This is a genomic window from Pseudoalteromonas sp. L21, from assembly GCF_021728035.1.
Classification (GTDB): domain Bacteria; phylum Pseudomonadota; class Gammaproteobacteria; order Enterobacterales; family Alteromonadaceae; genus Pseudoalteromonas; species Pseudoalteromonas arabiensis.
On record NZ_JAKKCV010000004.1, the window covers coordinates 514,484 to 539,611 of the forward strand.

Below are 25,128 nucleotides of genomic sequence, written 5' to 3' on the forward strand. Positions count from 1 at the left end.
TAAAAAGCGAGCCGAAGCTCGCTTTTTTAACTTTGCCTGTAGTCAGCAAAAAAACGCTGCATTTTACTCATCGCTTCGGTTAAATCATCTTTGTTTGGTAAAAATACCAATCTGAAATGATCAGGATCTGGCCAATTAAAGGCGCGCCCATGCACAAGCAAGATTTTCTCAGCTTTGAGTAAATCTAAAATCATACGTTCATCGTTTTTGATATTAAAGTGCGCCGTATCCACTTTCGCAAATGCATAGAGTGCCCCTTTGGGTTTTTTACAGCTAATGCCATCAATAGCATTTAAACCACGCCATGCTATATCACGTTGCACATACAATCGCCCACCTGGGTTAATCAGATTATCAATCGACTGCACACCCCCTAACGCCTGTTGAATGGCATATTGTGCAGGCACGTTTGCACATAAGCGCATAGATGCCAACATATCAAGACCACGACTTAAATCTTCCATCATACTGGTGCGGCCACTTAATACCATCCAGCCCATACGAAGACCCGCAGCACGGTATGTTTTAGCCAAACCATTAAAAGTAATAATGGGTACATCATCACACAGTGCTCCAATGGAGCTATGGGTAACCCCATCGTATAAAATTTTCTCGTAAATTTCGTCGCTTAATAATAATAGCTTATGCTCACGGGCGATATTGATAAGCTCCATCAAAAGATCATCACTGTACACCGCCCCAGTAGGGTTATTCGGGTTAATAAGCACCAATGCCTTTGTTTTTGACGTAATCTTACTTTTTATATCCGCAATATCAGGAAACCAATCTTGCTCTTCATCACAAAGATAATGCACAGGGTTGCCCCCTGCTAACTTAACTGATGCCGTCCATAGCGGATAATCCGGTGCCGGAATAAGCACTTCGTCGTCATTATCAAGTAATGCTTGTGTGGTCATTTGAATTAATTCGCTGACCCCATTGCCGATATAGATATTATCGACATCAAGATTAAACAAACCGCGTTGCTGGTAGTGTTGATAAACAGCCACACGGGCTGAGTAGAGGCCTTTAGAGTCACAGTAGCCTTGGGCCGAATACAAGTTACGGATGATATCTTTATGCATATCTTCAGGCATATCAAAGCCAAAGGCAGCAGGGTTGCCAATGTTAAGTTTTAATACTTTTTGCCCTTCTTCTTCCATTTTTCGAGCTTGTGCAAGCACAGGCCCACGGATGTCATAACAGACACCGTTTAGTTTGTGACTCTTTTTTATTTGTGACATGGTTACCTCTACTAATTAATCTTTAGACTAACCTAGTAAAGGGCAACCACGCTAGTGGATTTTTGAGGTTATAACTGAAATAAATTCAAGTTTTTAGCGAGCAGCAAGCCATGCTTGCAATTTTTCTTGCGAGCCTTCAACTTGCGCTTGTAAGTTTTGTGAATTTGCTTTTGCTTTGCTCACTTGCCCTTCATTGAGATCCTGCTCTATTTCACGGGCAAGTTCTGATAAACTCATAGCGCCAAATTGAGCAGCATTAGATTTTAAGCTATGTGCATGACGTGCCGCTGATTCATTATCAACATCAATACAAGTGAGTGCCTCATTGCTCAGTCGTTGAAACTCACTGCAGCAAAAGGTCAAGGTGTCGGCAAATTGATCACCTAAAAGCGATTCCATACCTTCAAGTGCACTTTCGTCTATTGTGATCGTCGTCATCTTTTTCCCTTAATTAAAAACATAATCCCCTCTAGTCGCAACTTTAGTTGCTTACATCAAAAAAGCAAACTACTTCTTACTGATGTATACTAGGCAAAAATTAGTAATTTACCTAAGTTTATATGGCTAGAGAACTCTGCCCACATTGTGGCTTTTCGATAAGAACATGTCTATGCGATGCGATAAACATAATTAATAATAAACTAAAAATCATTATATTACGTCATCCAAGTGAAGAAAAAGTCGCTAAAAACACAGCAAGACTTTTACAACTAGGGCTGAAGAACTGTGAAATTATTCAAGGTGAGTCTGAGAATGATTTCTCTGTGCTAGCCAGTCTCCCTAAAACAACAACAGCCGTTTTATACCCAAGTGATGACTCTTTAAAGCTTGATGATTCAGGTCAAGCTATGCACGACTTTAAAAGCTCATTGACCCATTTAATCGTGATTGACGGGACATGGAAAAAAGCATTTAAAATATTAAAACTCACCCCAACCCTAGAGTCATTTAAGGCCGTCAGCTTCAACCACTTACCTGCTAACAAGTACACAATACGTAAAGCACCTCGTGCTGATAGCTTATCGACTTTAGAGGCCGTGGCACATAGCTTGGCCTTAATTGAAAACTGTGATGTATCTCCTCTATATCAATTACTTAACGCACTTATAGATAAACAAACTCAACATATGCCAGAACATGTAAAGGCACGTTACTTGTAATGCGAGTGTCTAAACGATTGAGTGCAGGGTTTAACCGTCAAGGCCCTAATTATCGATTTGATGATCAAGTCGACTTTGATGAAATTCGTGATACGTTTGGTTTTAGAACCATGATTGTGGGTAACTGGGTTAACAAACAAGAGCGATTGTTGGCAGCTAATCTCATCTATGACGCACTTGCAGACCTTGCGCAAATTCTGCAATTACCGCCTGAAGCGATTGGGCTGCGCAAAAAACTAAATTTTGCATTTGGTCATGGTGGCCAAAAAGGCGTACAAGCTCACTATAATGCGCATAGTCAAACTCTCGCTCTTGCTAAAAATGCAGGCGGTGGAGCACTTGCCCATGAGTGGTTTCATGCATTTGACCACCATATTTGTCAGCACATGTTTCCACAACGGCAAAGCATGCAGTTTTGCTCTGCTCTATGGTTGCAACAAACCCCCAACTTATCTCATCAGTTAAATCGCTACTTAGATCAATTTTTCCAGCATATTTTTTTAGATATTGATGGAAAAAATCCAAATGACTATGTAAACCAATCCATTAAATTTGATAAAGCGATGCAGCAACTGTATATGAGCATGCCTGAAGAGCTAGCAGCACGTTGTTTTGAAAAATGTATTTCAACACACACAACAATTACTAATACCTTCTTAGTCAGTGGCTTAAATGATAGTGGTTTAATATACCCAAGTGATACCCATGCATTACAATGTACTGAGATGATGCACTTGTACTTTAATCAACTAGGTGCGCTTTTACATCGAGGCTGATATCAATTGATTTGAAATTTTGGATCCAACTCACATAGTCATCTGCAGACATTGGCTTTGCAAAATAGTATCCCTGACCAACTTGGCAGCCATAGCTTTTTAAAATAGCCAAACTCTGCTCATCCTCAATCCCTTCGGCAACCACCTCCGCACCTAGTGTCGTTGCAATATCGCAGGTTGCTTTACAGATACTTTTATCGTTGTTAGAAAACTGCAAATTAAGTACAAACTGCTTATCTATTTTTACTTCATCAAAGCCCAGTTGGCTTAAATAAGCCAAAGAAGAATAACCAGTGCCAAAATCATCAATAGCCAATTTAACACCGATGAGTCTGTAGTCATTGAGTAATACTTTAATTTTTTTACTCTCTTCCAACGTAGCTGATTCAGTCAGCTCGAGCATCACACTGCTTGGCTCAACACCTTGCTCATTCAACTTAGTGATAAATAGCACTGGTAAATCTTTATTGAGTAAGTCTTTAGCTGATATATTAATAGAGATAACATGATTTGGGATGTGCTTAGTAAATATTGCTTGCCACTCAATTCCCCGCGTTACCACCCACTCTGTTAACTGATTAATAACGCCTGATGATTCAGCAATAGGAATAAACACTTCTGGACTAATCGCTCCTAAGGCGGGATGCTGCCAACGCAGCAAGGCTTCACAACCGACAACATTCCCTGTTTTTAAGCAAACTTGTGGTTGAAAATACAGTGCTAGTTGGTCTTCTTCAATTGCACTCTTTAGTGAGGCTGCAATAAGTAAACGCTGCTCAGACAAGCGCGCATTTTCTAAGTCAAACATTCGCCAGCGCTCACCTTGAACCTGCTTTTCACTCATAGCTTGAATAGCACATTGCAAAATTTGTTTCGCGGTATTGCCATGCATTGGGTAGTACGCTACACCAATATCAACCGAATCCACTAACTTGATATTATTATGCGAAATCCCCTCTTCAAACACCCCATGTATAACACAAGCAAACTGTTCAATATGACTAAGCTCAAGCTCCCCTAAAATGACACACGCGAAAATGCTGTCGTCAATTCGTGCAATCCACACCCCTTGCTCCGAACGCGTTTCTAACTTTAGGGCATTAATTGACTGAAGCTGTTGAGTGAGGGCATTAAGCGTCGTATTTATACACTGATTAGCATGGTCATAACCAAATGTTGCCCGTGCATTGGTTAACACATGCGGCCTAAACAGCATAATTGCAAAATGCTGCTTCTGTGAGACTTTTTTTACCATTTCATCGAGTAACAATTGCTTGTTAGGTAATTGAGTATCAGCATCATGGGTGAGGCTATAGTTAAATGACGCTATGCGATGCCTGTCTTTGAGCAATAAAACCGTACAAATTGCCAATGAACCTATCAATAGCACAATATCTTGTATTACATGCTTTCCAAAACCAAAACCATTCCAAATAAGCAAACTCGCAAACTGACATGAGAGAATTATCAGCATACATTGACGCAGCAAGCTTGGATGATTTTTCTGCTTGTTTAATATAACTGCCGTCGTAACCGACAACACAATAAAGCAGCTACAGCTGACGATATAAACCCAGCTTAAATTAAATGCAGGTAAGAATGATGTCATCAAGGCAATAGCAAAAAACATGACTATTGCCACTAACCATGTTTGATTTAAACCGCTTCGGCTATTTTTAATATTTAAAAACTCGTATAAAAAGTAACTTACAAAACCAAGGGAAAATTCATAAAAAGGCCATTTGGTCGACCAGCCAAGACCCGAAACTAAATAACCACTTAAGCCGTTATCAATTAAAAAGCTCATACCTACCAAAGCAAAGTACGTACTTAAAAATAAATACTTTACTCTTTTAGAAACAGCATAGTAGACAAGGCAAACAAATATACAAATAAGTAATACACCAATAATTGCACCGTAACTCAGTATTGTTTTATGTAAATTAATTTCAAACCGTTCGGAATTTACGACCCCTAATTGCAAGTTGATATCCCTGTCGTGCTGAAAATTAACCAATGCCCAACGGTTTTCAGACCTATGCTCAATAAGCCAGTGAGGCCTTACATTTGATAAACTTGGTAAGGGTATTAACCGCGCATCATTTTTCGCTGTTGAGGCACTGTCTAAAATATAAAACTTCTTCCACATTAAATTAGGTTCAGCTAGATAGGCGACATAAGTTTGCGCATGTGGCAGTTGATGTAAATCGATAACCATCCAATATGATTGGTTGGCTTTAATACGAAGAGTATCGGTATTGTTCGCGGGTAATTTTCTTTGTGTAATCAGTTTTTCATCAAGTTTATCTGCCAAAACACTCAGTGGCTCATTTGACTGAAACAACCAAATAGGCAGTTGAGAGGAAAAACTTGAGGAGGATAAAACACACAGCAAGATAGCACATATCGCACAAGCGAGTTGTTTATAAAACCTTACTACGCGCATGTTATATGAATGCATCTTAGCTCCGTGCCACCAAACATAGATAAAAGTATGGGATCTAAGCGCTTAAATTGCCAATTTTATAGGAACTAATTATATAAATAAGGAGGGATTTGCGGCGGTCAAATAAACCACCGCATTAGACTTTACTTGCTATCGTCACTAATACGACTTGCTACAGCGGAGTTTTGATCTTTATATTTTGCATCTTTACGTGTGTTATATGGGTTCTCAGAAGGACTCGTCATTGTTTCAAAACTCATTGCCCCTATCTTCATCATTGGACGCAGTGCAAGTGGCAATTTTCCAGAGTTATAAAACTCCAGTACAATGTTGCCAGACCAACCAGGGTCAATACGGTGTGCTGTTACGTGCACCATCAAGCCAAGTCGCGCCAGAGATGAACGCCCATCAAGCCAACCCACTATATCAGCTGGTAGAGTCACTTTTTCGTAAGTAATTGCGAGTGCTAGTTCACCTGGGTGTAGGAAAAAAGCCTCATCTTCATTTAACACGATTTCATCACTCATTATTGATTCCATCGCTTTATTTAGCTGATCTTTTGGTCCACTCAAATCGACATAGGCGGCGGTGTGATCCTGAAAAACACGAAACTTATTACCCAAGCGTAAATCGACTGTGACTCCTGAAATCATTGCCTTACTTGGCGAGGGCTCAATAACAATACGGCCATCATTAATGTATTGTTGAATATGGGTATCTGATAATCTCATTTATTAATCATCCGTTATAACAATCTCAACAGCGCTTTGCGCTTGTTGGTAATATAAACTGCTCGCAAGTACGCGTGCTGCTGTCTTGTATGTTTCACTAATACTTTCTGCGTTATTTTGCGCAATTAAGTGACCTTGTTCAGAACTTTCACGAATCTCTGTTGCTAGTGGAATTGTCGCAAGTACAGGCACACCATGACGATGAGCTAAAGTAACTGCACCATCTTTCCCAAACACATGGTTTGGCTCTCCACAGTGACCACACAAAAAGTAACTCATGTTTTCGATAAGACCCAATACAGGCACATTTACTTTATTAAACATTGCGATACCTTTTTGTGCATCTGCTAATGCTAAATCTTGAGGTGTTGTGATGATCACAGTGCCGCTGGCTGGCACTTTTTGGCTCATAGTCAATTGAATATCGCCAGTGCCTGGGGGCATATCGACAATCAAATAATCTAGCTTCCCCCAATCGGTTTCATTTAACAGCTGATTAAGCGCCCCCGAAGCCATGGGGCCACGCCACACAGTCGCATCATCACTCGGAACTAAAAAACCTATTGATTGCGCTTTGAGGTTATGTGCTTCAAAAGGCAGTAGATGTTTATTGTCTGCTGTTTTTGGCTCAGCGCCCTGCAAGCCAAGCAACAGTGGAATAGATGGGCCATATATATCAGCATCCAATATCCCCACTTTAGCGCCTTCTTGTTGAAGTGCCGCTGCTAAATTGACTGCCGTAGTCGATTTACCAACTCCACCTTTACCGGAAGCTACGAGTATAATATGTTTAATCTGCTTAAACTTACTAGCTTCTGACAGTTTCACCTGGGCTTCAATCGTTACTTTACAAGCCAACTTTTGGTTGATGAATGCTTCAATATCATGAATTTCACCCAGCCCTGCAAAAGGCAGAACAAGCTTAACATGCCAACTTTTGCCATCAGTTTGCTGAATATCTTTCACCCAGCTTTGTTCTATGCCTATCGCAAAAGCACTACTTCGATAAGCAGCCAATGCCTCAAGCATCGATGCTTTTTCAGTCGATTTTCCAGAGAATATTTTTGACAGTCCAAACATAGCAATAAAATAGCGTTTCTTTGATGAAAAGTGCCACGGAATTATGTAACATTCAAAGCATTAAAACCAGACAATTAATAAATATCACCTGCTTGTTAAGCATAGACTGACAAGTAGGTGGTTAAAATATGATAATCGCGTATTTTAAAGGCGGTTATCCTCAATTCGGAATGATTATGGCACAGCGAAAGATCCTCATAACTAGCGCATTACCTTATGCCAATGGCCCGACTCACTTAGGTCATTTATTAGAATATATACAAACTGATATTTGGGCACGTTTTCAGAAGCAACAAGGTCATGAGACCTACTATGTTTGTGCAGACGATGCTCACGGCACTCCAATTATGCTTAATGCGCAGAAGCAAGGGATCACGCCTGAAGAGATGGTTAAAAATGTCAGCATTGAACGTCAACGCGACTTTGCTGATTTTAATATCGAATTTGATAATTATCACAGTACCCACAGTGACGAGAATAAAGCGCTTAGTGAACTTATCTATAACCGCTTAAATGACGCTGGTCACATCAAAAAGCACACTATTTCGCAACTTTTTGACCAAGAGAAAGGTATTTTCTTACCTGACCGATTTGTAACAGGCACATGCCCTACGTGTAAATCTGAAGACCAAAATGGCGACAGCTGTGATGCATGTGGCGCAACCTATAGTCCGACAGAGCTTATTAATCCGCGTTCAGTGATGTCGGGCGCAGAGCCTGTATTAAAAGACTCTGAACACTACTTCTTTGACCTACCGGCATTTGAAGGCATGTTAAAAGAATGGTTGCATTCAGGTTCTATCCAACAAGAAATGGCCAATAAATTGGATGAATGGTTTGCTGATGGCCTTCAACAATGGGACATTAGCCGTGATGCGCCTTACTTCGGTTTTGAAATTCCGGGTGCGCCTGGCAAGTACTTTTATGTTTGGTTAGATGCACCAATCGGTTACATGGCGAGTTTCAAAAATCTATGTGATAAAAAAGGCATCGATTTTGATGCATTTTGGGCTGAAGATTCCGATGCTGAGCTTTACCACTTTATTGGCAAAGACATCATTTATTTCCATAGCTTATTCTGGCCTGCAATGCTTGATGGCGCAAAATTTAGAAAACCTACAAACGTTTTCGCCCATGGTTTTGTGACTGTAAATGGCGCCAAGATGTCAAAATCTAAAGGCACTTTTGTTAAAGCTCGCACTTACCTTGATAACCTAGATCCAGAGTACTTACGTTACTACTATGCTGCAAAGCTTAACGGTGGCATTACTGATCTTGATTTAAACCTTGAAGACTTCGCACTGCGTGTAAACTCAGATTTAGTAGGTAAAGTTGTTAATATCGCGAGCCGTTGTGCCAGCTTTATCACTAAAAAGTTTGACGGAAAATTAAGCGACACAGTTATGGACGAAGCATTACTAGGTGAATTCCAAAATGCCGCAGACAGTATCGCTAATCACTACGAAAATCGTGAATACAGCCGTGCTATTCGTGAGATTATGGCGCTTGCAGATAAAGCCAACCAGTTTATTGATGCTAAAGCTCCATGGGTGTTAATTAAAGACGAAACTAAACAACAAGAAGCGCATGATGTGTGCTCACTTGGTTTAAATATGTTCCGTGTACTTATCACTTACTTAAAACCTGTTCTGCCAGGCATGGCAGCTAATGTTGAAACCTTCTTAAATGACGATTTAGCATGGCAAGGCGCTAAAACGGCACTTAAAGGTCACGCAATCAATAAATTCAAACCGTTAATGCAACGTGTAGAAATGGATAAAGTAAACAAAATGATTGAAGAATCTAAAGAAAGCCTTGTGGCTGAAAAAGATAAAATCGACCCAAACAGCCCATTGGCAAAAGAGCCAATTAGCCCAGAGATTGAGTTTGATGACTTTGCGAAAGTTGATTTACGCGTAGCGAAAATTGCCAAAGCAGAACACGTTGAAGGCGCAGATAAGTTATTAAAACTGACGTTAGATTTAGGTGGCGAAACTCGCCAAGTATTCGCAGGTATTAAATCTGCGTATGCACCAGAAGACATTGAAGGAAAGCTAACGGTAATGGTAGCAAACCTTAAGCCTCGTAAGATGCGTTTTGGTATGTCTGAGGGCATGGTATTGGCAGCAGGCCCTGGCGGTAAAGAAATTTATATTCTTAACCCTGACGAAGGCTCAGAGCCTGGCATGCGCGTAATGTAATCTTATCGCTCTTAAAAGAACCGTTGTGTTTTTAGACACAACGGTTTTATTTTGTCTGAAAATTTTGGCTGAAATTAAGGAGCTGAGTACAAATCCTTTAAAACACGTTCTTTGCGTGGAAAATAATTATTATCATAATCAAGTGACACGATGACTTTATTCGCTTTACCAAGTAGCTCATCTCGAGGCACAAAACCTATTACTCTGGAATCTGCACTGTTGTCACGATTATCGCCCATTACTAAATACATATCCTTAGGAATAGTCACTTTAGAAAAGTGCTGTACCAAAGAAGGCGTTTTTGAAACCTGAATAACATGTGCCGCGCTAGGCAAGTTCTCTATTAAAGTTTGCTCAATATCATTCTCTTTTAACTTTGTGTAGCTGATTGCTTGGTCATTAATGATCAGCTCATTATTAATCATACTGACGGTATCACCCGGTAAACCAATTACTCGCTTAATTAGACGATTATTAGCTGCTTTAGAGTCAAAAACAATGATATCTCCCACTTCAGGTTCAGCTGTTCTCATTAAGGAAGTATGAGTAAAAGGAAGCCGCAAATCATAAGCCATTTTATTTGTTAGAATCCGATCACCTTCAACAATTGTTGGGTTCATTGAAGCAGTAGGTACTTCATACCAATCAGCCACAGCACTTCTGAATACGCTCATTAAACAAATAAAGATAATGAGCGAGCGGTTATTTTTCCAAAGTTTATATAATCTTCTCATCTTCCCTCCTAGAACCCGTTAATTTAAATTTGATTCGTCAATTAAGACGTCGCTGGCCAACTGCAAGTTCAGTATAAAATGTAACAAAACAATAAGTATTAAAGTCAAAAATTAATTTCACCATTTTGTAGTAGTGATTTTATGTTCCGAATAACAGATACTAAAGAAAATAATAATCACAAAATACCCGTAAATGGATGTTACAAAAGAAAAAACAGCACCTCAGTTAGCAAACAAGTCACCCTTTTTCTTAGACCTCTTGCCTGGCAAGCTAATTGATTTACAGTTTAGTAACCCTATTTCTATTCGATTTAAGTTAACACTTGTTGGCTATGAAACCGGAAAGTACTTAATTTTGAAGTGCCCTGCACAAGTTGGTAAAAATGATTTCAAAGATGTGCTAGTTGAAGGCAATGGTGCTATTGTGCGCTACATCGTTGAAGATCAACGCGGTGAGTGTGTTGCTTTCACAACCAATATCATTGCATTAACCGTTCGCCCTGAACGTTTGATGTATTTAGCTTACCCAAAAAATATTGAAAGTCGCCAACTACGTGAAGCAAGCAGGTTACAAACTCATATCCCTGCAAAAATTAGCGTAACCGAAAACCCATCAGATGATGATAAAACATTGTTGCATGGGCTGATTATTGATATTTCGCCGACAGGTTGTCGCTTTGCTATCCATGTCAAAACCGGCTTTTTAGCTCTAAAACGTCGCCAAGTCTTTGTACATATCCTTTCGCCGCAAGATAGCTCTACGCAAGTTATTAGGGCATACATTAGAAACAATCAAATGAAAGGCGATCGATTAAATGTTGGTATTGAGTTTGCCGAAGATGAGCAATATAAATTGCACAAGCTACTGGAAGCTTATGCAATTGATATAGATTAAACTAATTTATTGATTTTTAAACTGTTGCTTAGCCTGCTCAACTTGCTCAGCATTAATACCGAGTGACTCAGCCGCCTCTTTAATTAGATTCGGCTGTGTCATTACTAAAGCCATTAACTGCTGCAGTTTTTCTGGCGGGATACCTAGTTGTTGTATTTGCGCCATCGCCAACATTGGATTTTCTAAGAAAGCACTGAATAAGGCATGCACTTGTTCGTCACTAACATTATGTTCTTTTAGAGTTTCTATAATCGGGTTCATACTAACCTTTACTTAGACTTTGAATGTAAAGAAATTATATGGGCGTTTTGGTGTTATTCAACTAATAACACTACTTTGCCTGCGTTTTCGTTGTTATCCAAAATTCGATGCGCTTCACTTGCCTGTGCCCAATTGAGCGTTTTATAAATATTATAATCAAAGCCACCAGCAGCTAATGTGTCATAAAAACGTGAAATAAACTGGTCGCGCAAAGTACGCTTAAATTCATTGCTGCGATTCCTTAGCGTAGAAGCATGAAAAGAAATTCGTTTACTAAGCAATCGAGCGAAATCAACCTCTGCAAAGCGGTTATCCAAAAATGCCAGCATAACTATTTGGCAATCCATGGCTGCAACATGGGCGTTTTTGTTTAAGTAGCTACCAGAGACTGGATCAACAATGGTATTCGCTGTGAGCTCATTGTTTTTCATATACTCGACAAAATCGGTTGTTTTATAATTGATAGCATGATCAGCCCCCATTGCTTTTGCATGATGACACTTTTCTTCACTTCCTGCTGTCACCACGACATTCGCACCGATGCTTTTCGCCATTTGAATTGCTGCACCGCCTACCCCACTGGCTCCTGCATGAATAAGTGCAGTGTGTCCTTCTTTAAGACCACCAAATTGAAACAAGGCAGAATAAGCCGTCAAATAGACCTCACTTATCGCAGCCCCTTGTGCCATGGTCATTGACTCAGCTAAGGGCATTATTTGAGCCGCATCTACCGCTACATATTCGCTATAAGCCCCCCCTGCACACAAAGTAAAAATCCGCTGATTTAGCCAATCTTTAGTCACTTTGCTACCTTGTTCAACAACCACTCCTGCACATTCAAGTCCTAATATAGGGCTATCTCCTGCAGGGGCAGGATACTTTCCCTGTCGCTGCATGCAGTCAGCACGATTAACCCCAATAGCGGCGACCTTAACTAACACCTCGTGTGGTTTTATCTCTGGAGGGTTGATGTGTGCAAAGTGTAAGTTTGAATCTTCGTGCTTAATGTAGCGCATAGCAGCCCCTATTTTGTAATGCGTCGCCATGTTTCGGCTTCAATCAATTTGCCATTTTCGTACAAAGTATGGTGCCAAACATCGTCTTCAACTTTGTAATCAAATGCCATCGTTTTTCCTAATAATGAAGGTACATTACCATAGGAAAATGTTTCGATAAATTGTTGCTCTTTAAGAATATATTCACCACCACCAGCATAGTGAAACTGGCCATTTTTTTGTGTTATGTAACTAAAATGAGAGTCAGTGATTAATTTTACCGAGCTCAATTCGGGGGCTTTCGCTGTCACATAACCATCTTCAACAGCATACTTTCCTTCAATAAACTGCCAGCTGCCAAGTAATGGATTGGCATTCACATTGATACTAAGTAGCAAACTTGCAATAAGCGTTATTTTTTTCATTATCTCTGTCCTTGTTTTATGAACTGCTTAGCTTACGTTAGTTCTTTGTTCCAATTAAGGATTTAAGGTTGAGATTTTCTCATCTGTGAAAAACGCCAAGACTGTTTATAAGGATATACATCAAATAGTTGACCATTATTTATTGCCCTTTGAATATCTTGCCACATGGTTGCGGTAAAAATATCATGGTGGTGATGATTAAAGAACGCAAATGCGGCTTCATTAGCACTAAAGAATACATTGAATTGACTAGGAAAAATGTCGTTATCAGCAATATCAAAATAACTATCACTATTGAGCTCGTCTAACGCATCATCTGTTTGCGGTAATTCTCTAAAGTTGCAATCAGTCAATGGGCAAATTTCGTCATAATCATAAAACACCACTCTCCCCCATCGCGTCACACCAAAGTTCTTCATTAACATATCTCCTGGGAAGATATTCGCACCGGCAAGCTCCTTAATTGCTTTTCCGTAATCGTTCATCACCTGTTCGAGCTTTCGTTCATCGCATTGCTTAATATACAAATTTAGTGGTGTCATTTTGCGCTCTACGTAAACATGACGAAGGATGATTGCATTGCCAGATATGACTAAACTATCACCGATTTGCTGCTGCATCGTTTGTAATAACTCATCACTAAAACGGCTCAAGTCAAAAGCAAGATAACGAAATTCATGTGTATCAACCAAGCGGCCCACACGATCTGCTTGTTTTACATAATCGTATTTCGCCATGACTTGCTTTTTAGTGGCTGTTTTTGGTGCGTTGAACCTATCTTTTATTACTTTGTAAACATAATCTGAGCAAGGTGTTGTGAACACTAACATCACCATCCCCGGTGTACCAGGGGCAATTACATATTTATCATCACTAGGACTGCTGCGAGTCGTATCTACTTTGTAACGATAGAACTCTGTTTTTGCATGTTTAATAAATCCTATCGCATTGAACAGTTCAAAACGTTGCTTGTGAGGCATTAACACACTTAAGTAATCAATGTAACGAGCTGGCTGGTCCGTATCCACCATAAAATAAGTGCGTGCAAAACCGAAAAGTAAGCTCAGTTGGTCAGCTCCCATCATCACAGCATCAATCTCGAGGCCTCGCTCTGTATTTAATAATGCAATGGCAAATGGCATGTTATCGCCATTTTTTGCAATGCATCGACCTATTATGTAGCACGCTTTATTTCTAAAAAATAAGGAGTTGGCATACTCAATGTAACCATCGTTAAGTGTAAGTAATTGATATACTTGTGGGCATTGATGTTTGGCACCTGCAATCAGTGTGCGCTGCAAAAGCACTACATCATCGTCAAAGTTTGCATAACCGACCCGAAATACATGGCGCTTAATTAATGACGAGACTGCCTCATCGAAACCATCTTTGAGTGAGATGCGACTCACTAAAGAATCAAATGGTCTAGGCCCTAATCGATAACGTGCCTTTAAAACAAATAAATGAACATTACGGATCTTTCGAGAGTCCCAAATAGCGCCAAATGTCGAATTAAAAAATGTGTGAGCAATAGGCTGATTTTCATGGTTTTGTACCATCTCACCATAAATCTGTTTCGCTAAAAGCCAAAGTGCAGGGTCATCCACTTCACTATATGCAATGATTTTTACAGCGTTGCTAACTTTACTCACTTGCCCTTCGTAGACTTGTAAGCGTAACTTCATCATCTGTTGAACTTGCTGCCATTGGCACTGCTCAAAACGACTTTGTGCACCTAAAGTAATATTTAAAAACTCCGCAAACATAGCTTCAAAGCCTGCGAAGACTGCACGTGCAAGCTTAGTGGCTATAACCTGTGTTAATTGCTCTGATTGCGTTTTTTGTTGTATAACTTCATTTGGCATTATTAATGTCGCTTATACTGATTATTTTAATGGTGCTGTTTACACACCATAGCAAGCACGCTTAAATTTAGATAATTAATAGCAAGAATAAATAAGATTGATCAGATGAATATTAGGCATGTTGACCTCAACCTTTTAGTGTATCTAAATGTGCTCATCGACGAGCAAAGTGTGTCTAAGGCTGCAAATAAACTTGCCCTAACACAACCGGCGATGAGTAACGCACTGAAGCGACTGCGTGATTTATTTGATGACCCACTATTAGTAAGAGCCGCGGGCGCAATGACTCCTACAGCGAAAGCCTTAAGTCTTAAGCCTGAAATAGAATCGCTGTTAAAAATGGCAGAAGAAATTACTCAGCCAAGTGAACTATTCGACCCTAGCACGGCTAGTGTTACTTTTCGGATCATGGCAAACGACTACCTTGAATCAACACTTATTGCGCCATTTATCACACAGCAGCTAGAAAAAAATCCTGGTCTTAATTTTGATATTTTGAGCCCCAGTGACGTAACCCTACAAGACATGGAAAAAGGTACGATCGATTTGGCGATTAACCGCTTCAACGGCCTTCCTCGCTCTTTTCATCAGGCCAGTGTTTGGCGTGATAATTATTGCTGCTTAAGCCATCCCGACAACCCTTATCTACAAGCACAATCACTTGAGAGCTACCTAAAACAAGAGCATATATGGGTAAACCGTGCAGGCTGGGGTGCAGAAACGGCGCTAACAAATAAATCTGGCAGTCAAAAGTTAGGTTGGGTTGATGAAGCGTTATGGCAATTAGAACAAACTCGCAATATTCGTGTGTTTACCCGCCATTACATGGTTGCAAGTTTACTGTGCCAATCAAAAAACCTCATCGCAACCCTGCCTCGCCGACAAGCCATGTTATTAGTAAAGCATACTGATTTAGTCATAAGCCCTGTGCCATTTCAAATCGTACCGATTGAAGTGAAAATGCTGTGGAGTCCGTTATTGCATCATTCAAACCCACATCAATGGCTGCGCAGAGAACTTATTGCTTTTGCAAGCACAGTGGCAGATCGGTAAAACCACCACAATATTGATAAAATCAATATCAGTTATTGAAAACAACAATTTCATAAATAATGATTGAGGCGCTAGAGTGAAGTTAAGCACATAAACAAAGAGAAGATAATTATGGAAACTTCAGCGCAATTCACTCAACAGGACGGCCTTTACATTAATGGTCAATTACACGCATTCATCGAGCAGCAGCTTTGTAAAAAAAGTGACCTCGCTTGTGAAGATATTTATCAAACACTTGCCACTATGGTTGATGAGTTTGGTTGTCAATGCCGTAAAACTAAACATCAAGAAGATGATGTTTTACAAGCAGACACATTATTAACAGCGTATAGCACAGTGCGTACACATCCACATTGCCATGTTGATGCACAAACAACGACGGCGGTTCTTGACGAATATTGCTGCCAAGTGCCTGCTATTTTAGTTGTTGCTTTAATGGATACACTAACAGGCATAACAAGCAATGAGCCAGGTGCTGAGCGTATTTATCAACGTGCAGCTGAACTCACAGGAAAGCCTTGTGTCTACGCAGTTAAAAGCGCCAATGCAGCTTAATATGTCTATTTACTTGAATTCCTTATTCGAGCGATGATGCTTTTTGCAAAGTCACTGCAACTAAGCATCGTCGCACCGGCCGAATGAGTCGCCAAATCAAAAGTCATTTCATTCGCAGCCAAAGTTGATTCTAATGCCAGCTCTATTTTATCTGCCGCTTCATGCCATTTCATAAACCGTAGCATCATCACTGCACTTAAAATGCTACTTGTTGGGTTTGCAGTATTCTCGCCAGCAATACGATTAAATGTGCCATGAGTAGGTTCAAAAAATGCCACGTCATTGTTTAAATTTGCCGCAGGCATAATGCCAACTCCACCTACTTGCGCTGTTAACATATCTGCTAAGTAATCGCCGTTTTGATTCGTTGTAACAACCACATCAAATTGCTCTGGGGTCAGTAGGGCTTGTTGCAACATATTATCAGCAATCACTTCTTTAATAGTTAAATCACTTAAGCCGTCGCGTTTGATAACTAACCAACGACCATTTTCGTGAGGAAGCGCATTAAATTCTTGCTCTGCAAGGGCAAACGCCCATCGTTTAAAGGCACCATCGGTAAATTTAAGCACATTACCTTTGTGCACCACCGTCAGTGAGTCGCTTTTTTGTTGAAGTGCATAATTAACAGCATAACGCATCAAACGCTCAGCCCCGTCTTTTGAACTATTCTTAATACCAATGCCACACTGTGTGTCAAACCTCAGTCGGGTTACTCCCATTTCTTGACACAAAAAATCAAGCATGCGTTCGTTATCAACGCTTCCTGCCTGCCATTCAATTCCCGAATACACATCTTCAGAACTATCACGGATGACTGTTATGTTGGTTTTCTCAGGCTCTTTTAAGGGCGAAGGAAGGCGTGAATAGCTGCGAATTGGCCGCATATTAACGAACAAATCCATTTCATGGCGAAGGGCCACATTCAAAGAGCGAAAACCTCCTCCAAGGGGTGTTGTTAAAGGGCCTTTAATCGCTATTTTGTATTGTCTAACGGCGTGCAAGGTTTCTTGGGGAAACCAATCACCATCATACAGTACAGCCGCTTTTTCACCATTAAATACTTCCATCCAATGAATTTTCTTTTCATCGTGATAAGCATGGTACACCGCAGAATCGACAACACTGCGCATCACAGGGGTAATATCCTGCCCGACTCCATCACCTTCTATGTAAGCAACGATAGGATGTGAAGGGATATGCCATACGCCAGATGAGTCAATCGTGATTTGCTCTCCCTGCTCGGGGATGGAAATGTGTTGATACGACATATTCGCTTCTTATTGATTATTATTTAAAGCTATTAATAGCAACGATTTACCTCACTGTCTGCGCCTGTGCGCGAATAGTCACTATTCAAGGCATTAATAATTCACTTTAGTGATTTCATCTTGCATGGCGCAAAACAAAGAGGTAAAGAGCTGCGCATCTAAAGTCACCGTGTCATTTTTAAGTGCCGTATCCACCGCAACGGCTTTCACATATAGTTGCTCACATTCAAACATATTAGCAGCGCCTTTTAGCATGTGAACATTTTTACTCAAGCCATCAATATCCATAACTTTGTACTGCTCACGCATTTCTCGATACTGATCCTCAAGCCCTTTTATATAATCATCTTTTAAAACTTGAAACTCTTTATCTGGTAATTTGATATCGCTTAATTCGTCGCAGTCCAAATAGCTGGAAATTTGATGGCTAAAAGCATTTCGATCTATCGGCTTTGCGATTAAATCGACAAATCCTTGCTTCATGTAACGCTCAATTTCATGTTTCATAGTATTTGCAGTCAGCGCAATAATAGGTGCTGTCACCCCTGTTGCTTGCATCATTTTTAATGCTTCTTGACCGTCCATTATCGGCATTTGTATATCCAATAAAATCAAATCGAAGGTATTTTCTAACGTTTGTTGGACAGCATCTTTACCATTTTCTACCGTGGTTACTGTCAAGCCCATCCGTTCTAGAATTCGTGCAATTAAACGCCTGTTATCTGGATGATCTTCAGCGAGAAGTACATGACCTTTTAAATTTTCTGGTTCATCTAATTTACAAAATGGCGATGTTTCTACCAGCCTGACTTCACTAATGTTATTTAGCCAACGTGTTTTTTCTGTTTTGTAGACTGCCATCGACAATATAAATTCACTGCCTGAGCCTACATGACTCTTAACACTAATGTCGCCATCGAGTTTTGCTGCTAAACTTTTCGAAATATTTAAACCCAGCCCTGTCCCACCATACTGACGTGAGATAGACGAGTCAGCTTGGTAAAACGCACTAAACAGCGATGCTTGCTCAGCATCTGTCATACCAATACCTGTGTCTTTAACACTGATTGTAAGAATATCGTTATCACAACTTACCGACAGTGTAATGCGCCCCACTTGCGTAAATTTGAGCGCATTAGTTGTTAGGTTCAACAAGATCTGTCTTAATCGACTTGGATCAGTGACAATGTAATCAGGTAAAGGAAATTGATAATCAACACTAAATTTAAGGCCTTTATCACGAATTTGTTTACCTATTAGGGATTCAATATTGGCAATTGTGGCAAATAAGTCCGTTTCTATCAGTTCAATCTCAAGCTTGTTAGCCTCAATTTTTGACATATCTAAAATATCATTAATTAAACCAAGCACATGCCGACTATTTTGTAAAATAACCCCAATACCATGGTTACGTTCATGGGGTTTTATATCACCGAGCATTATACCGTCCGCATAACCAATTATAGAGGTCATGGGCGTGCGAATTTCGTGGCTAATATTAGCAAGAAAACGGCTTTTCGCTTGGTTAGCATCGCGTAATTCATCAGCAAGTTGTTCAAGCTCTAATGTTCGAGAATGTACTTTTTCTTCTAAGTTTTTGGTCAGTTCAACATTATCATCGTGCAGTAGCCTAAATTTATCAGCAACAGCAAAAGCCAGTAACATAGCATCCATCGCCGTGCCGATTAGACCGAGCAAATATAAGTTAACCGTTGTAGCAGGCAACAAGCCAAGGTTAGTTAAATTACCAACCATATTTGGTAGCATCATCGCAAGGTAAGCCAACACAAAGTAACGCGCGGGTTTAAACCCTTTAAGCATACAGCGCACACCAATGTATAAACCCAAACACAGTGCAATACCCGTGACCACCGTAGACCAGTAGAAACCAAAACTTGGCCATAAAATACAAAAAGGAATACCGAGTGTCGCAATAACACCCACAGTCATTGACAGCTGTGCAAGCTTTGGAAAAGTCTCTTTTAATTTCAGTAGGTTATTATAAAATAATATATTTGTGAGTGGCGTTAGTGCGAAACCGAGCCAATGCAAATGAGGATTGTAATAGCCAAATAATTGGTCAGATATATGAAAAAAATGACTCCACGCGAACACCCATGAAGCAGTAAAGAGCGCATAATAAAGGTGAGTGACATCTCTGGAAACAAGGTAAATTAACAAATTATATAAACCAAGCGCAATGCCAACTCCAAAGCACAGCATCATCACCATATTCTCTACAGTGATAGTATCAAAATAACTCTGGTACGGCGTTAACACAAGTTTTGCAGGCGTATAAAAATAATCACTTTCAAAGTAAGTAATCAATACATACTGCTTTCCCTTTTCTAGGGTTAGCCGATTACCATAATGGAATGCAAACTGGTTTCTCTCGACACCTCCTGTAAGATAGTGCTGAACAGGTTTGCTAGGATCTGTTAGGTCATAGACACGACTTTCAATTTTCGATACAAGCGTATTGTAAGGATAGAGCACCAAATCTTCTCTATTACTTTGGTTATCTATCTTAACGATCAGCCAATAACTCCCGCCCACCGAACTAATGCGAGATTGAGGTGTTTTACTTGCCTGCCACTGGTTAATGTTAGCCGCTGACTGAGGAAACATATTATCCTTTGCCATGAGTACTTGCCCAACATCATGTAAATTCTGCTCAGCTGAGTCATCTGTATAAACATAAGTTTGCGCAGCATTGGCCGAAAACATCATGCTAAGAAGAAAAAGCAGACTGCCTACATAGAACTTAAATCTCATTCATCTATCTCAATTAAGCAAGAACAACTCGATTAAAAATGATAGGCAACATCGAAACCATAACGACGCCCCTCACCTTTGAAATCTTCTAACATGCCCAAGAACGAGCTTAAATCGAACTTCAGTTGGCTATGCTCAGTATCAAATAGGTTTTTCCCCCACAAGATAAATGACCAATTATCGACACCATATTTCACGTTGGCATTTACGATACTAAAACCTTCTTGGTGCGCATAAGGATTCATATTCTGATCAAAGTAAAAATCAGACTGATAATCGTAACTTAGAGAAGCCGTAAGTGGGTTGTTGGCTATATAAGTATCATATTGCAGGCTTGCGGCAACATTCCATTTAGATGTAAAAGGCAAGCGGTTATCAGTAATACTGTTTCCGAGTGGATCAACATACTCTTCAAATTCAGCATGCGGAATATAGCCTACAGTTAAAACCAAGGCTAAATCATTGTATGGCTGGTAATAAACTTCGCTTTCAAGACCATAAATAATTGAGTTACCGACATTTTCAAGCAATTGTACGGGTGGCATTTGCGGTGTTTCTGACGGCTGATTCATAAATACTTGCTGATCATTGTAATCATAATAAAAACCAGCCCAGTTCATTCTCAAGTTCTGCTTCGGCCACCATGATTTTAAACCCACTTCATGCGCATTCAGTCGCTCTTTGCCATAATTAGCTAAAATAGCTTGTTCTTCTGACGATAAAAACCCGCCATTATAGCCACCACTTTTACTCCCATTGGCAAACCGATAATACATATTAGTTGCATCGCTGAGCGCATAGTTAATGGTAAGTTGCCCTGTTACACCGTTATCAGATTGAGAGTCTACAACCTCATAAAAAGGCACATTAACTCCCTCTAGATTGGTAGGGTCTATCACAGTATTTAAGGTTGCCACGGAGTTATAATCGAGTGATTCGTAGTCGTACCTCAGTCCTGCACTTATTATCCAGCGTGTAGCAAACGGTACTTCTATCTGGCTAAAAAGCGCAAGGTTTTGCATACTAATTTCATTGTCGTAGATAAACGTTGCCGTTAAGTTGCTAGGTAAAATGCCGCGCAGATCGCGTAAAATATCGTTAAGATTGTCCTGTTCTATGTTTTCATCTGCAAAATAGACACCACTGGTGAGCGTGTAGTTTTCAAATTCATTTAGTAGCCTAAACTCTTGGCTAAATAGCTGAGTATCTAAACCTAACACCCCTTCGCATAAACGAGCTGGGGAGCCATCACAGTTAAATGCATGGCTGCGTTCTAAATCGTTAAAACTTGACAGTGAAGTAAACGTACTTTGCTCACTAAGATGCCAATTCACTTCCCCAATAAAGCCATAACCATCCGAGCTGTGTGGTGAATCGTTATTTACACTCACAGTAAAGAAGTCGTCACTGCCATCATTAAAACCAAAACTATCAAAACAACGCGTTGAGCCTGCTTCGCTAGGGGAACATAATTCACCAGTGAGTGGGTTAGCTACAATACCAATATTACCAACAGGTTGCACAATTCCATCCCAATCTTCGATGTGTGCTTGTAAGTACACATCAACCTTGTCCCATTGCGTTAAAAATGACACACGGGCATTTTTTTGCTCCATTCCCGCTTCGGGTGAATCACTGAAAATGTTTTCTGTGGAATAGTCATAATCTTGATAATTAACAGCAAAGCGTAGCGCACTTGTATCACTGACTTGCTGATTCCAAATACCATCAATACTGGTCGCATTATTATTGGCTATGCCAAGCGTTAGTGCGCCATAGCTATCAAACTCTGGGCGATTAGTACGGATCAGAATTGCCCCACCGGTGGAGTTACGTCCAAATAGTGTGCCTTGTGGACCTCGCAGTATATCGAGCTGGTCTATGTCATATAAATTAATAATTTGGTTATTGGCAGAGCCAACTGCAACGCCATCTAAATACATACCCACAGGTGAGGTGTTGGCCGTATTATAATCAAGCAAACCGACCCCACGTATACTTACAGCCGGTGGCGTCCCCTCAGCAGCGTTTTGAGTTATTTTTACATTGGGCGCAAATAAGGCGATTTCAGTCGAATCTTTAAAATGTTGATTCTTTAATTTTTGGCCACTCACTTGGCTGACAGCAACGCCCACATCTTCAATTGCTTGAGGACGCTTTTGCGCATAAACACTGATAACTTCCATGTCTTTTTCAGTCTCAGACCCATGAGCAACTTCGCTAGTTACTCCATTACCAAGCAATAATACGAGTAATGTTGGGCCAATAAGATAGTGACGCTTCATATTGGTCAGACCTTAAAAGAGGGAAACTTGTTAAATTCTTGTAATTAACGTAAGTATAGACCATATAAAAGACTAAAGTCGCATAATTCACACATAATTTGTGAAATATCAAACTATTTAGCCCTCATTTAATGCTCTTATCTGTTTTTTCAAATGCATACTCACCACTAATAATTTCTGGATAACCGCATAACGACCTTGAGGTTTGCATTCCGGCCATCACAGCCGCTTCAACACAGCCCGCATTAACACCTGTTTTAATCCAATCTCCTGTAATTCTTAAATTATTAAACATGGTACCATCCGTGGCTAAGCGGTATTGGCTAGACCCTGTCACCGACAAAACATAACGCTCACTCGGGTCAATATTTGCCCGCCAGTACTGTTGCTCGAATACAGGTAAAATGCTGCTTGGGTCATTAAAAAAAACTTGCCAATCAAACTGATTATTACTGTCGTAAGCGTTTGGCCATAAGGCTGACATATCAAGGTTAAATAAATTTTTCATATTCGCTTTAACAGCTTCTTTCATTTTAATTGGAAACTGATGATTTGTTGCTGCTGGGTAGCTATTGCAGCTCAGTGCACTACAAAAGTAAGCGATATTTACAGGGGCATTATGTTTTGGCCAGTCTTCTTTATCGATTAAATTAGCCATCGCTGCCCATGTATCAAATGGCTCAACAAAACCACTAAGAATTGGCTTCTCTTTACTCAGTACGCTGTAATCAAACCCTAACTGCTGATCAGTTTTATTTAGCCATACCTGACAAGCTTGCGTAGCAACACTTTTTACCTGCTGCGATTGCTTTGCTAAATTGCTATCTAACTCAATTAACTCACTGGCAAGGTGCTCAAGTGACGCAACTGATACGCCTAAAATAAGTATATCGAAATCGACCCCATGAGTTAATTTAATACTAGGGAGAGGTTTCTTAAACTGCTCTTCATACACCTCAGGCCAAGAAGTCCAGAAAGACTCTAGGTTTATTTGGTATTCCTGAAGTAAATGAGCCTGGCTTGGCTCAATCTGTGAAAAAATAGGTTCACTTGGCCAGCACGGTAAACCTTTAACGTCGACTAAAGGTTCATACTCTCCTACTGCCAGCTTAACTTGTTGGCATAGCTCAACCTTTGAAACGACCGCCTTACCCTGTGTGTCCTGACCGGCTTCAAGGTTGGTGAGTTGATGGAAAAATTTAAATTTCACACCCCGTTTTTTCAAAAGCTCGTAAACTGGTGCAAATATCACATCTCCCATACCTGCTTGCATTTTCCACATTACCCCGCCTTTATAACAAAGACCTATACGCAACATGGCAAGTGCAGCCACACCTGCTTCAACATCGGGTTTATTAAAATCACCATCTGGATAAGCAAAAACCAAATCGTAAAAGCCTCTGATTGGCGCAGAGTTCACACTATAGGCTTTATTCGCGCCATTTTTCTCAAGCCATTGTCGAAAGTCGTAACAATTAATAACGGCGAAACCATCACGATAAACTTTGTCTTTTATAAGCCCTGTTAGCATTGCAATCGCTAAATCTGCACTAATAAAAAGTCGACGTAGTTCTGGGCTGTCATCCAATAAGTCAATCACTTGGGCTTTAAACCAACGTTTCAGTTTTCGTACGATATACCAGATAACTAAACGATCGGCTTGTGTGTCGGTGTGCGTTGTTTGTTGCGAAGAAAATTGCAGTAAATGCGTCAATAGTGAACGAGGACTTGAGATAATCTCACCAGCATCTGACTCAATATCATTAATAAATTGCTTAGTACTACTTAGGGTATGATCAATATCAGTTTTAATTTTCTGATACATGTATTTAAGTAATGATTGATCCCGCGATTTTTTTGTCACCAATCTTGTTTCAGCGTGATGTTGTTCGCATATTTCTTCGATGTCTTCAGTCCACTTTTTTAACCAAGCCAAAGTCATGGTTACAAAATCCCAAACAGTGATGTCTAAACTTCCATCTGCTGGGTTGCCTGCAACTGTCGGAAAATCAATTGGCCACGTTTGCCACTCGTTATCAATGTACTCCTGCAGGGCAATAAAGCTATGGGGTTTAAATGCTTCTTGCCATGTAGCAAGTGGACGTGTAGCTGGCCTGTTTAATGAGTTATACACTCCTTGCAAAGTACGAAAACTATTTACATATGCACCAAACCAAACATGCAATCCATGCTCTTCAATACGCTCTGCAAAATGGCTATTGCGCCCACTCGCGCCCTTGCCACCTAATCGCCAACCTTGTTGATAAACTGTAATTTCACGCTTTTGTTGCCAATCAGCCTGTTCAGTTAAGTAAACTGCAGCTGTCATTGCAGCTACTCCTCCACCCACTATGGTAATTTTTTCTTTTTGCATAC

General features: G+C 40.2%; 20 protein-coding genes. 6 read left to right on the forward strand and 14 right to left on the reverse strand.

Annotated features, from left to right (window positions below; all coding sequences use genetic code 11):
• Positions 1-26: 26 nt before the first annotated feature.
• Positions 27-1,244 carry a pyridoxal phosphate-dependent aminotransferase gene (locus L3V41_RS14125; protein WP_062568892.1) on the reverse strand — a complete coding sequence of 406 codons (1,218 nt, stop codon included), beginning with the start codon at positions 1,242-1,244 and terminating at the stop codon, positions 27-29.
• A 93-nt stretch (positions 1,245-1,337) separates the two neighbouring features.
• The gene (locus tag L3V41_RS14130; RefSeq protein WP_062568891.1) at positions 1,338-1,682 is read right to left on the reverse strand and encodes an Hpt domain-containing protein; all 345 of its coding nucleotides are present in this window, start codon (positions 1,680-1,682) and stop codon (positions 1,338-1,340) included.
• A gap of 122 nt (positions 1,683-1,804) precedes the next feature.
• On the opposite strand from L3V41_RS14130, the gene L3V41_RS14135 reads away from it, so the two are divergent.
• Together L3V41_RS14135 and L3V41_RS14140 are read left to right on the forward strand one after the other, a co-directional pair.
• Positions 1,805-2,404 (forward strand): tRNA-uridine aminocarboxypropyltransferase, encoded by a 600-nt coding sequence (locus L3V41_RS14135; RefSeq protein ID WP_062568890.1) that lies wholly within the window; start codon positions 1,805-1,807, stop codon positions 2,402-2,404.
• Positions 2,405-2,409: 5 nt separating this feature from the next.
• Complete coding sequence (locus tag L3V41_RS14140; RefSeq protein ID WP_237127965.1) at positions 2,410-3,180, forward strand: CLCA_X family protein; 771 nt, start codon at positions 2,410-2,412, stop codon at positions 3,178-3,180.
• Here the strand turns inward: L3V41_RS14140 and L3V41_RS14145 are convergent.
• From L3V41_RS14145 to apbC, 3 genes are all read right to left on the reverse strand, one after another.
• Entirely contained in the window at positions 3,146-5,641 is a 2,496-nt protein-coding gene (locus tag L3V41_RS14145; protein ID WP_237127966.1) for an EAL domain-containing protein, read from the reverse strand. The genes L3V41_RS14140 and L3V41_RS14145 overlap by 35 nt on opposite strands.
• Before the next feature lie 128 nt (positions 5,642-5,769).
• The gene (gene dcd, locus L3V41_RS14150; RefSeq protein WP_062568887.1) at positions 5,770-6,357 is read right to left on the reverse strand and encodes a dCTP deaminase; all 588 of its coding nucleotides are present in this window, start codon (positions 6,355-6,357) and stop codon (positions 5,770-5,772) included.
• 3 nt (positions 6,358-6,360) lie between these two features.
• On the reverse strand, positions 6,361-7,437 hold the full coding sequence (gene apbC / locus L3V41_RS14155) for an iron-sulfur cluster carrier protein ApbC (RefSeq protein WP_237127967.1): 1,077 nt from the start codon (positions 7,435-7,437) through the stop codon (positions 6,361-6,363).
• Positions 7,438-7,613: 176 nt separating this feature from the next.
• Here apbC and metG point away from each other — a divergent pair, with 176 nt between their 5' ends.
• Complete coding sequence (gene metG, locus L3V41_RS14160) at positions 7,614-9,638, forward strand: methionine--tRNA ligase (protein ID WP_062569395.1); 2,025 nt, start codon at positions 7,614-7,616, stop codon at positions 9,636-9,638.
• A 74-nt stretch (positions 9,639-9,712) separates the two neighbouring features.
• Here the strand turns inward: metG and lepB are convergent, their stop codons facing one another.
• The gene (gene lepB, locus L3V41_RS14165) at positions 9,713-10,372 is read right to left on the reverse strand and encodes a signal peptidase I (RefSeq protein WP_083515298.1); all 660 of its coding nucleotides are present in this window, start codon (positions 10,370-10,372) and stop codon (positions 9,713-9,715) included.
• 193 nt (positions 10,373-10,565) lie between these two features.
• Here lepB and L3V41_RS14170 point away from each other — a divergent pair, with 193 nt between their 5' ends.
• The gene (locus tag L3V41_RS14170) at positions 10,566-11,267 is read left to right on the forward strand and encodes a PilZ domain-containing protein (RefSeq protein WP_062568885.1); all 702 of its coding nucleotides are present in this window, start codon (positions 10,566-10,568) and stop codon (positions 11,265-11,267) included.
• Positions 11,268-11,273: 6 nt separating this feature from the next.
• Here the strand turns inward: L3V41_RS14170 and L3V41_RS14175 are convergent, their stop codons facing one another.
• From L3V41_RS14175 to aceK, 4 genes are all read right to left on the reverse strand, one after another.
• On the reverse strand, positions 11,274-11,528 hold the full coding sequence (locus tag L3V41_RS14175; protein ID WP_237127968.1) for a DUF2999 family protein: 255 nt from the start codon (positions 11,526-11,528) through the stop codon (positions 11,274-11,276).
• Positions 11,529-11,581: 53 nt separating this feature from the next.
• Complete coding sequence (locus L3V41_RS14180) at positions 11,582-12,544, reverse strand: zinc-binding dehydrogenase (RefSeq protein WP_062568883.1); 963 nt, start codon at positions 12,542-12,544, stop codon at positions 11,582-11,584.
• 8 nt (positions 12,545-12,552) lie between these two features.
• Positions 12,553-12,948, reverse strand: coding sequence for a hypothetical protein (locus L3V41_RS14185; RefSeq protein WP_062568882.1), 396 nt, complete (start codon positions 12,946-12,948; stop codon positions 12,553-12,555).
• A gap of 62 nt (positions 12,949-13,010) precedes the next feature.
• Positions 13,011-14,813 (reverse strand): bifunctional isocitrate dehydrogenase kinase/phosphatase, encoded by a 1,803-nt coding sequence (gene aceK, locus L3V41_RS14190; protein WP_193988696.1) that lies wholly within the window; start codon positions 14,811-14,813, stop codon positions 13,011-13,013.
• Between the two features lie 105 nt (positions 14,814-14,918).
• Here aceK and L3V41_RS14195 point away from each other — a divergent pair, with 105 nt between their 5' ends.
• On the forward strand, positions 14,919-15,866 hold the full coding sequence (locus L3V41_RS14195; RefSeq protein ID WP_193988695.1) for a LysR family transcriptional regulator: 948 nt from the start codon (positions 14,919-14,921) through the stop codon (positions 15,864-15,866).
• A 111-nt stretch (positions 15,867-15,977) separates the two neighbouring features.
• Positions 15,978-16,421, forward strand: coding sequence for a hypothetical protein (locus tag L3V41_RS14200; protein ID WP_193988694.1), 444 nt, complete (start codon positions 15,978-15,980; stop codon positions 16,419-16,421).
• Between the two features lie 5 nt (positions 16,422-16,426).
• Here the strand turns inward: L3V41_RS14200 and icd are convergent, their stop codons facing one another.
• The 4 genes from icd to L3V41_RS14220 form a co-directional block, all read right to left on the reverse strand.
• A complete protein-coding gene (gene icd, locus L3V41_RS14205) occupies positions 16,427-17,692 on the reverse strand; it encodes an NADP-dependent isocitrate dehydrogenase (protein ID WP_193988693.1) in 1,266 nt (421 codons plus the stop codon).
• Between the two features lie 93 nt (positions 17,693-17,785).
• A complete protein-coding gene (locus L3V41_RS14210) occupies positions 17,786-20,422 on the reverse strand; it encodes a 7TM diverse intracellular signaling domain-containing protein (RefSeq protein WP_193988949.1) in 2,637 nt (878 codons plus the stop codon).
• A 77-nt stretch (positions 20,423-20,499) separates the two neighbouring features.
• Positions 20,500-22,752: a TonB-dependent receptor gene (locus L3V41_RS14215; RefSeq protein WP_237127969.1), complete on the reverse strand. Its 2,253-nt coding sequence runs from the start codon at positions 22,750-22,752 to the stop codon at positions 20,500-20,502.
• A gap of 124 nt (positions 22,753-22,876) precedes the next feature.
• Positions 22,877-25,126: an NAD(P)-binding protein gene (locus L3V41_RS14220; protein ID WP_062568875.1), complete on the reverse strand. Its 2,250-nt coding sequence runs from the start codon at positions 25,124-25,126 to the stop codon at positions 22,877-22,879.
• Positions 25,127-25,128: the final 2 nt, after the last annotated feature.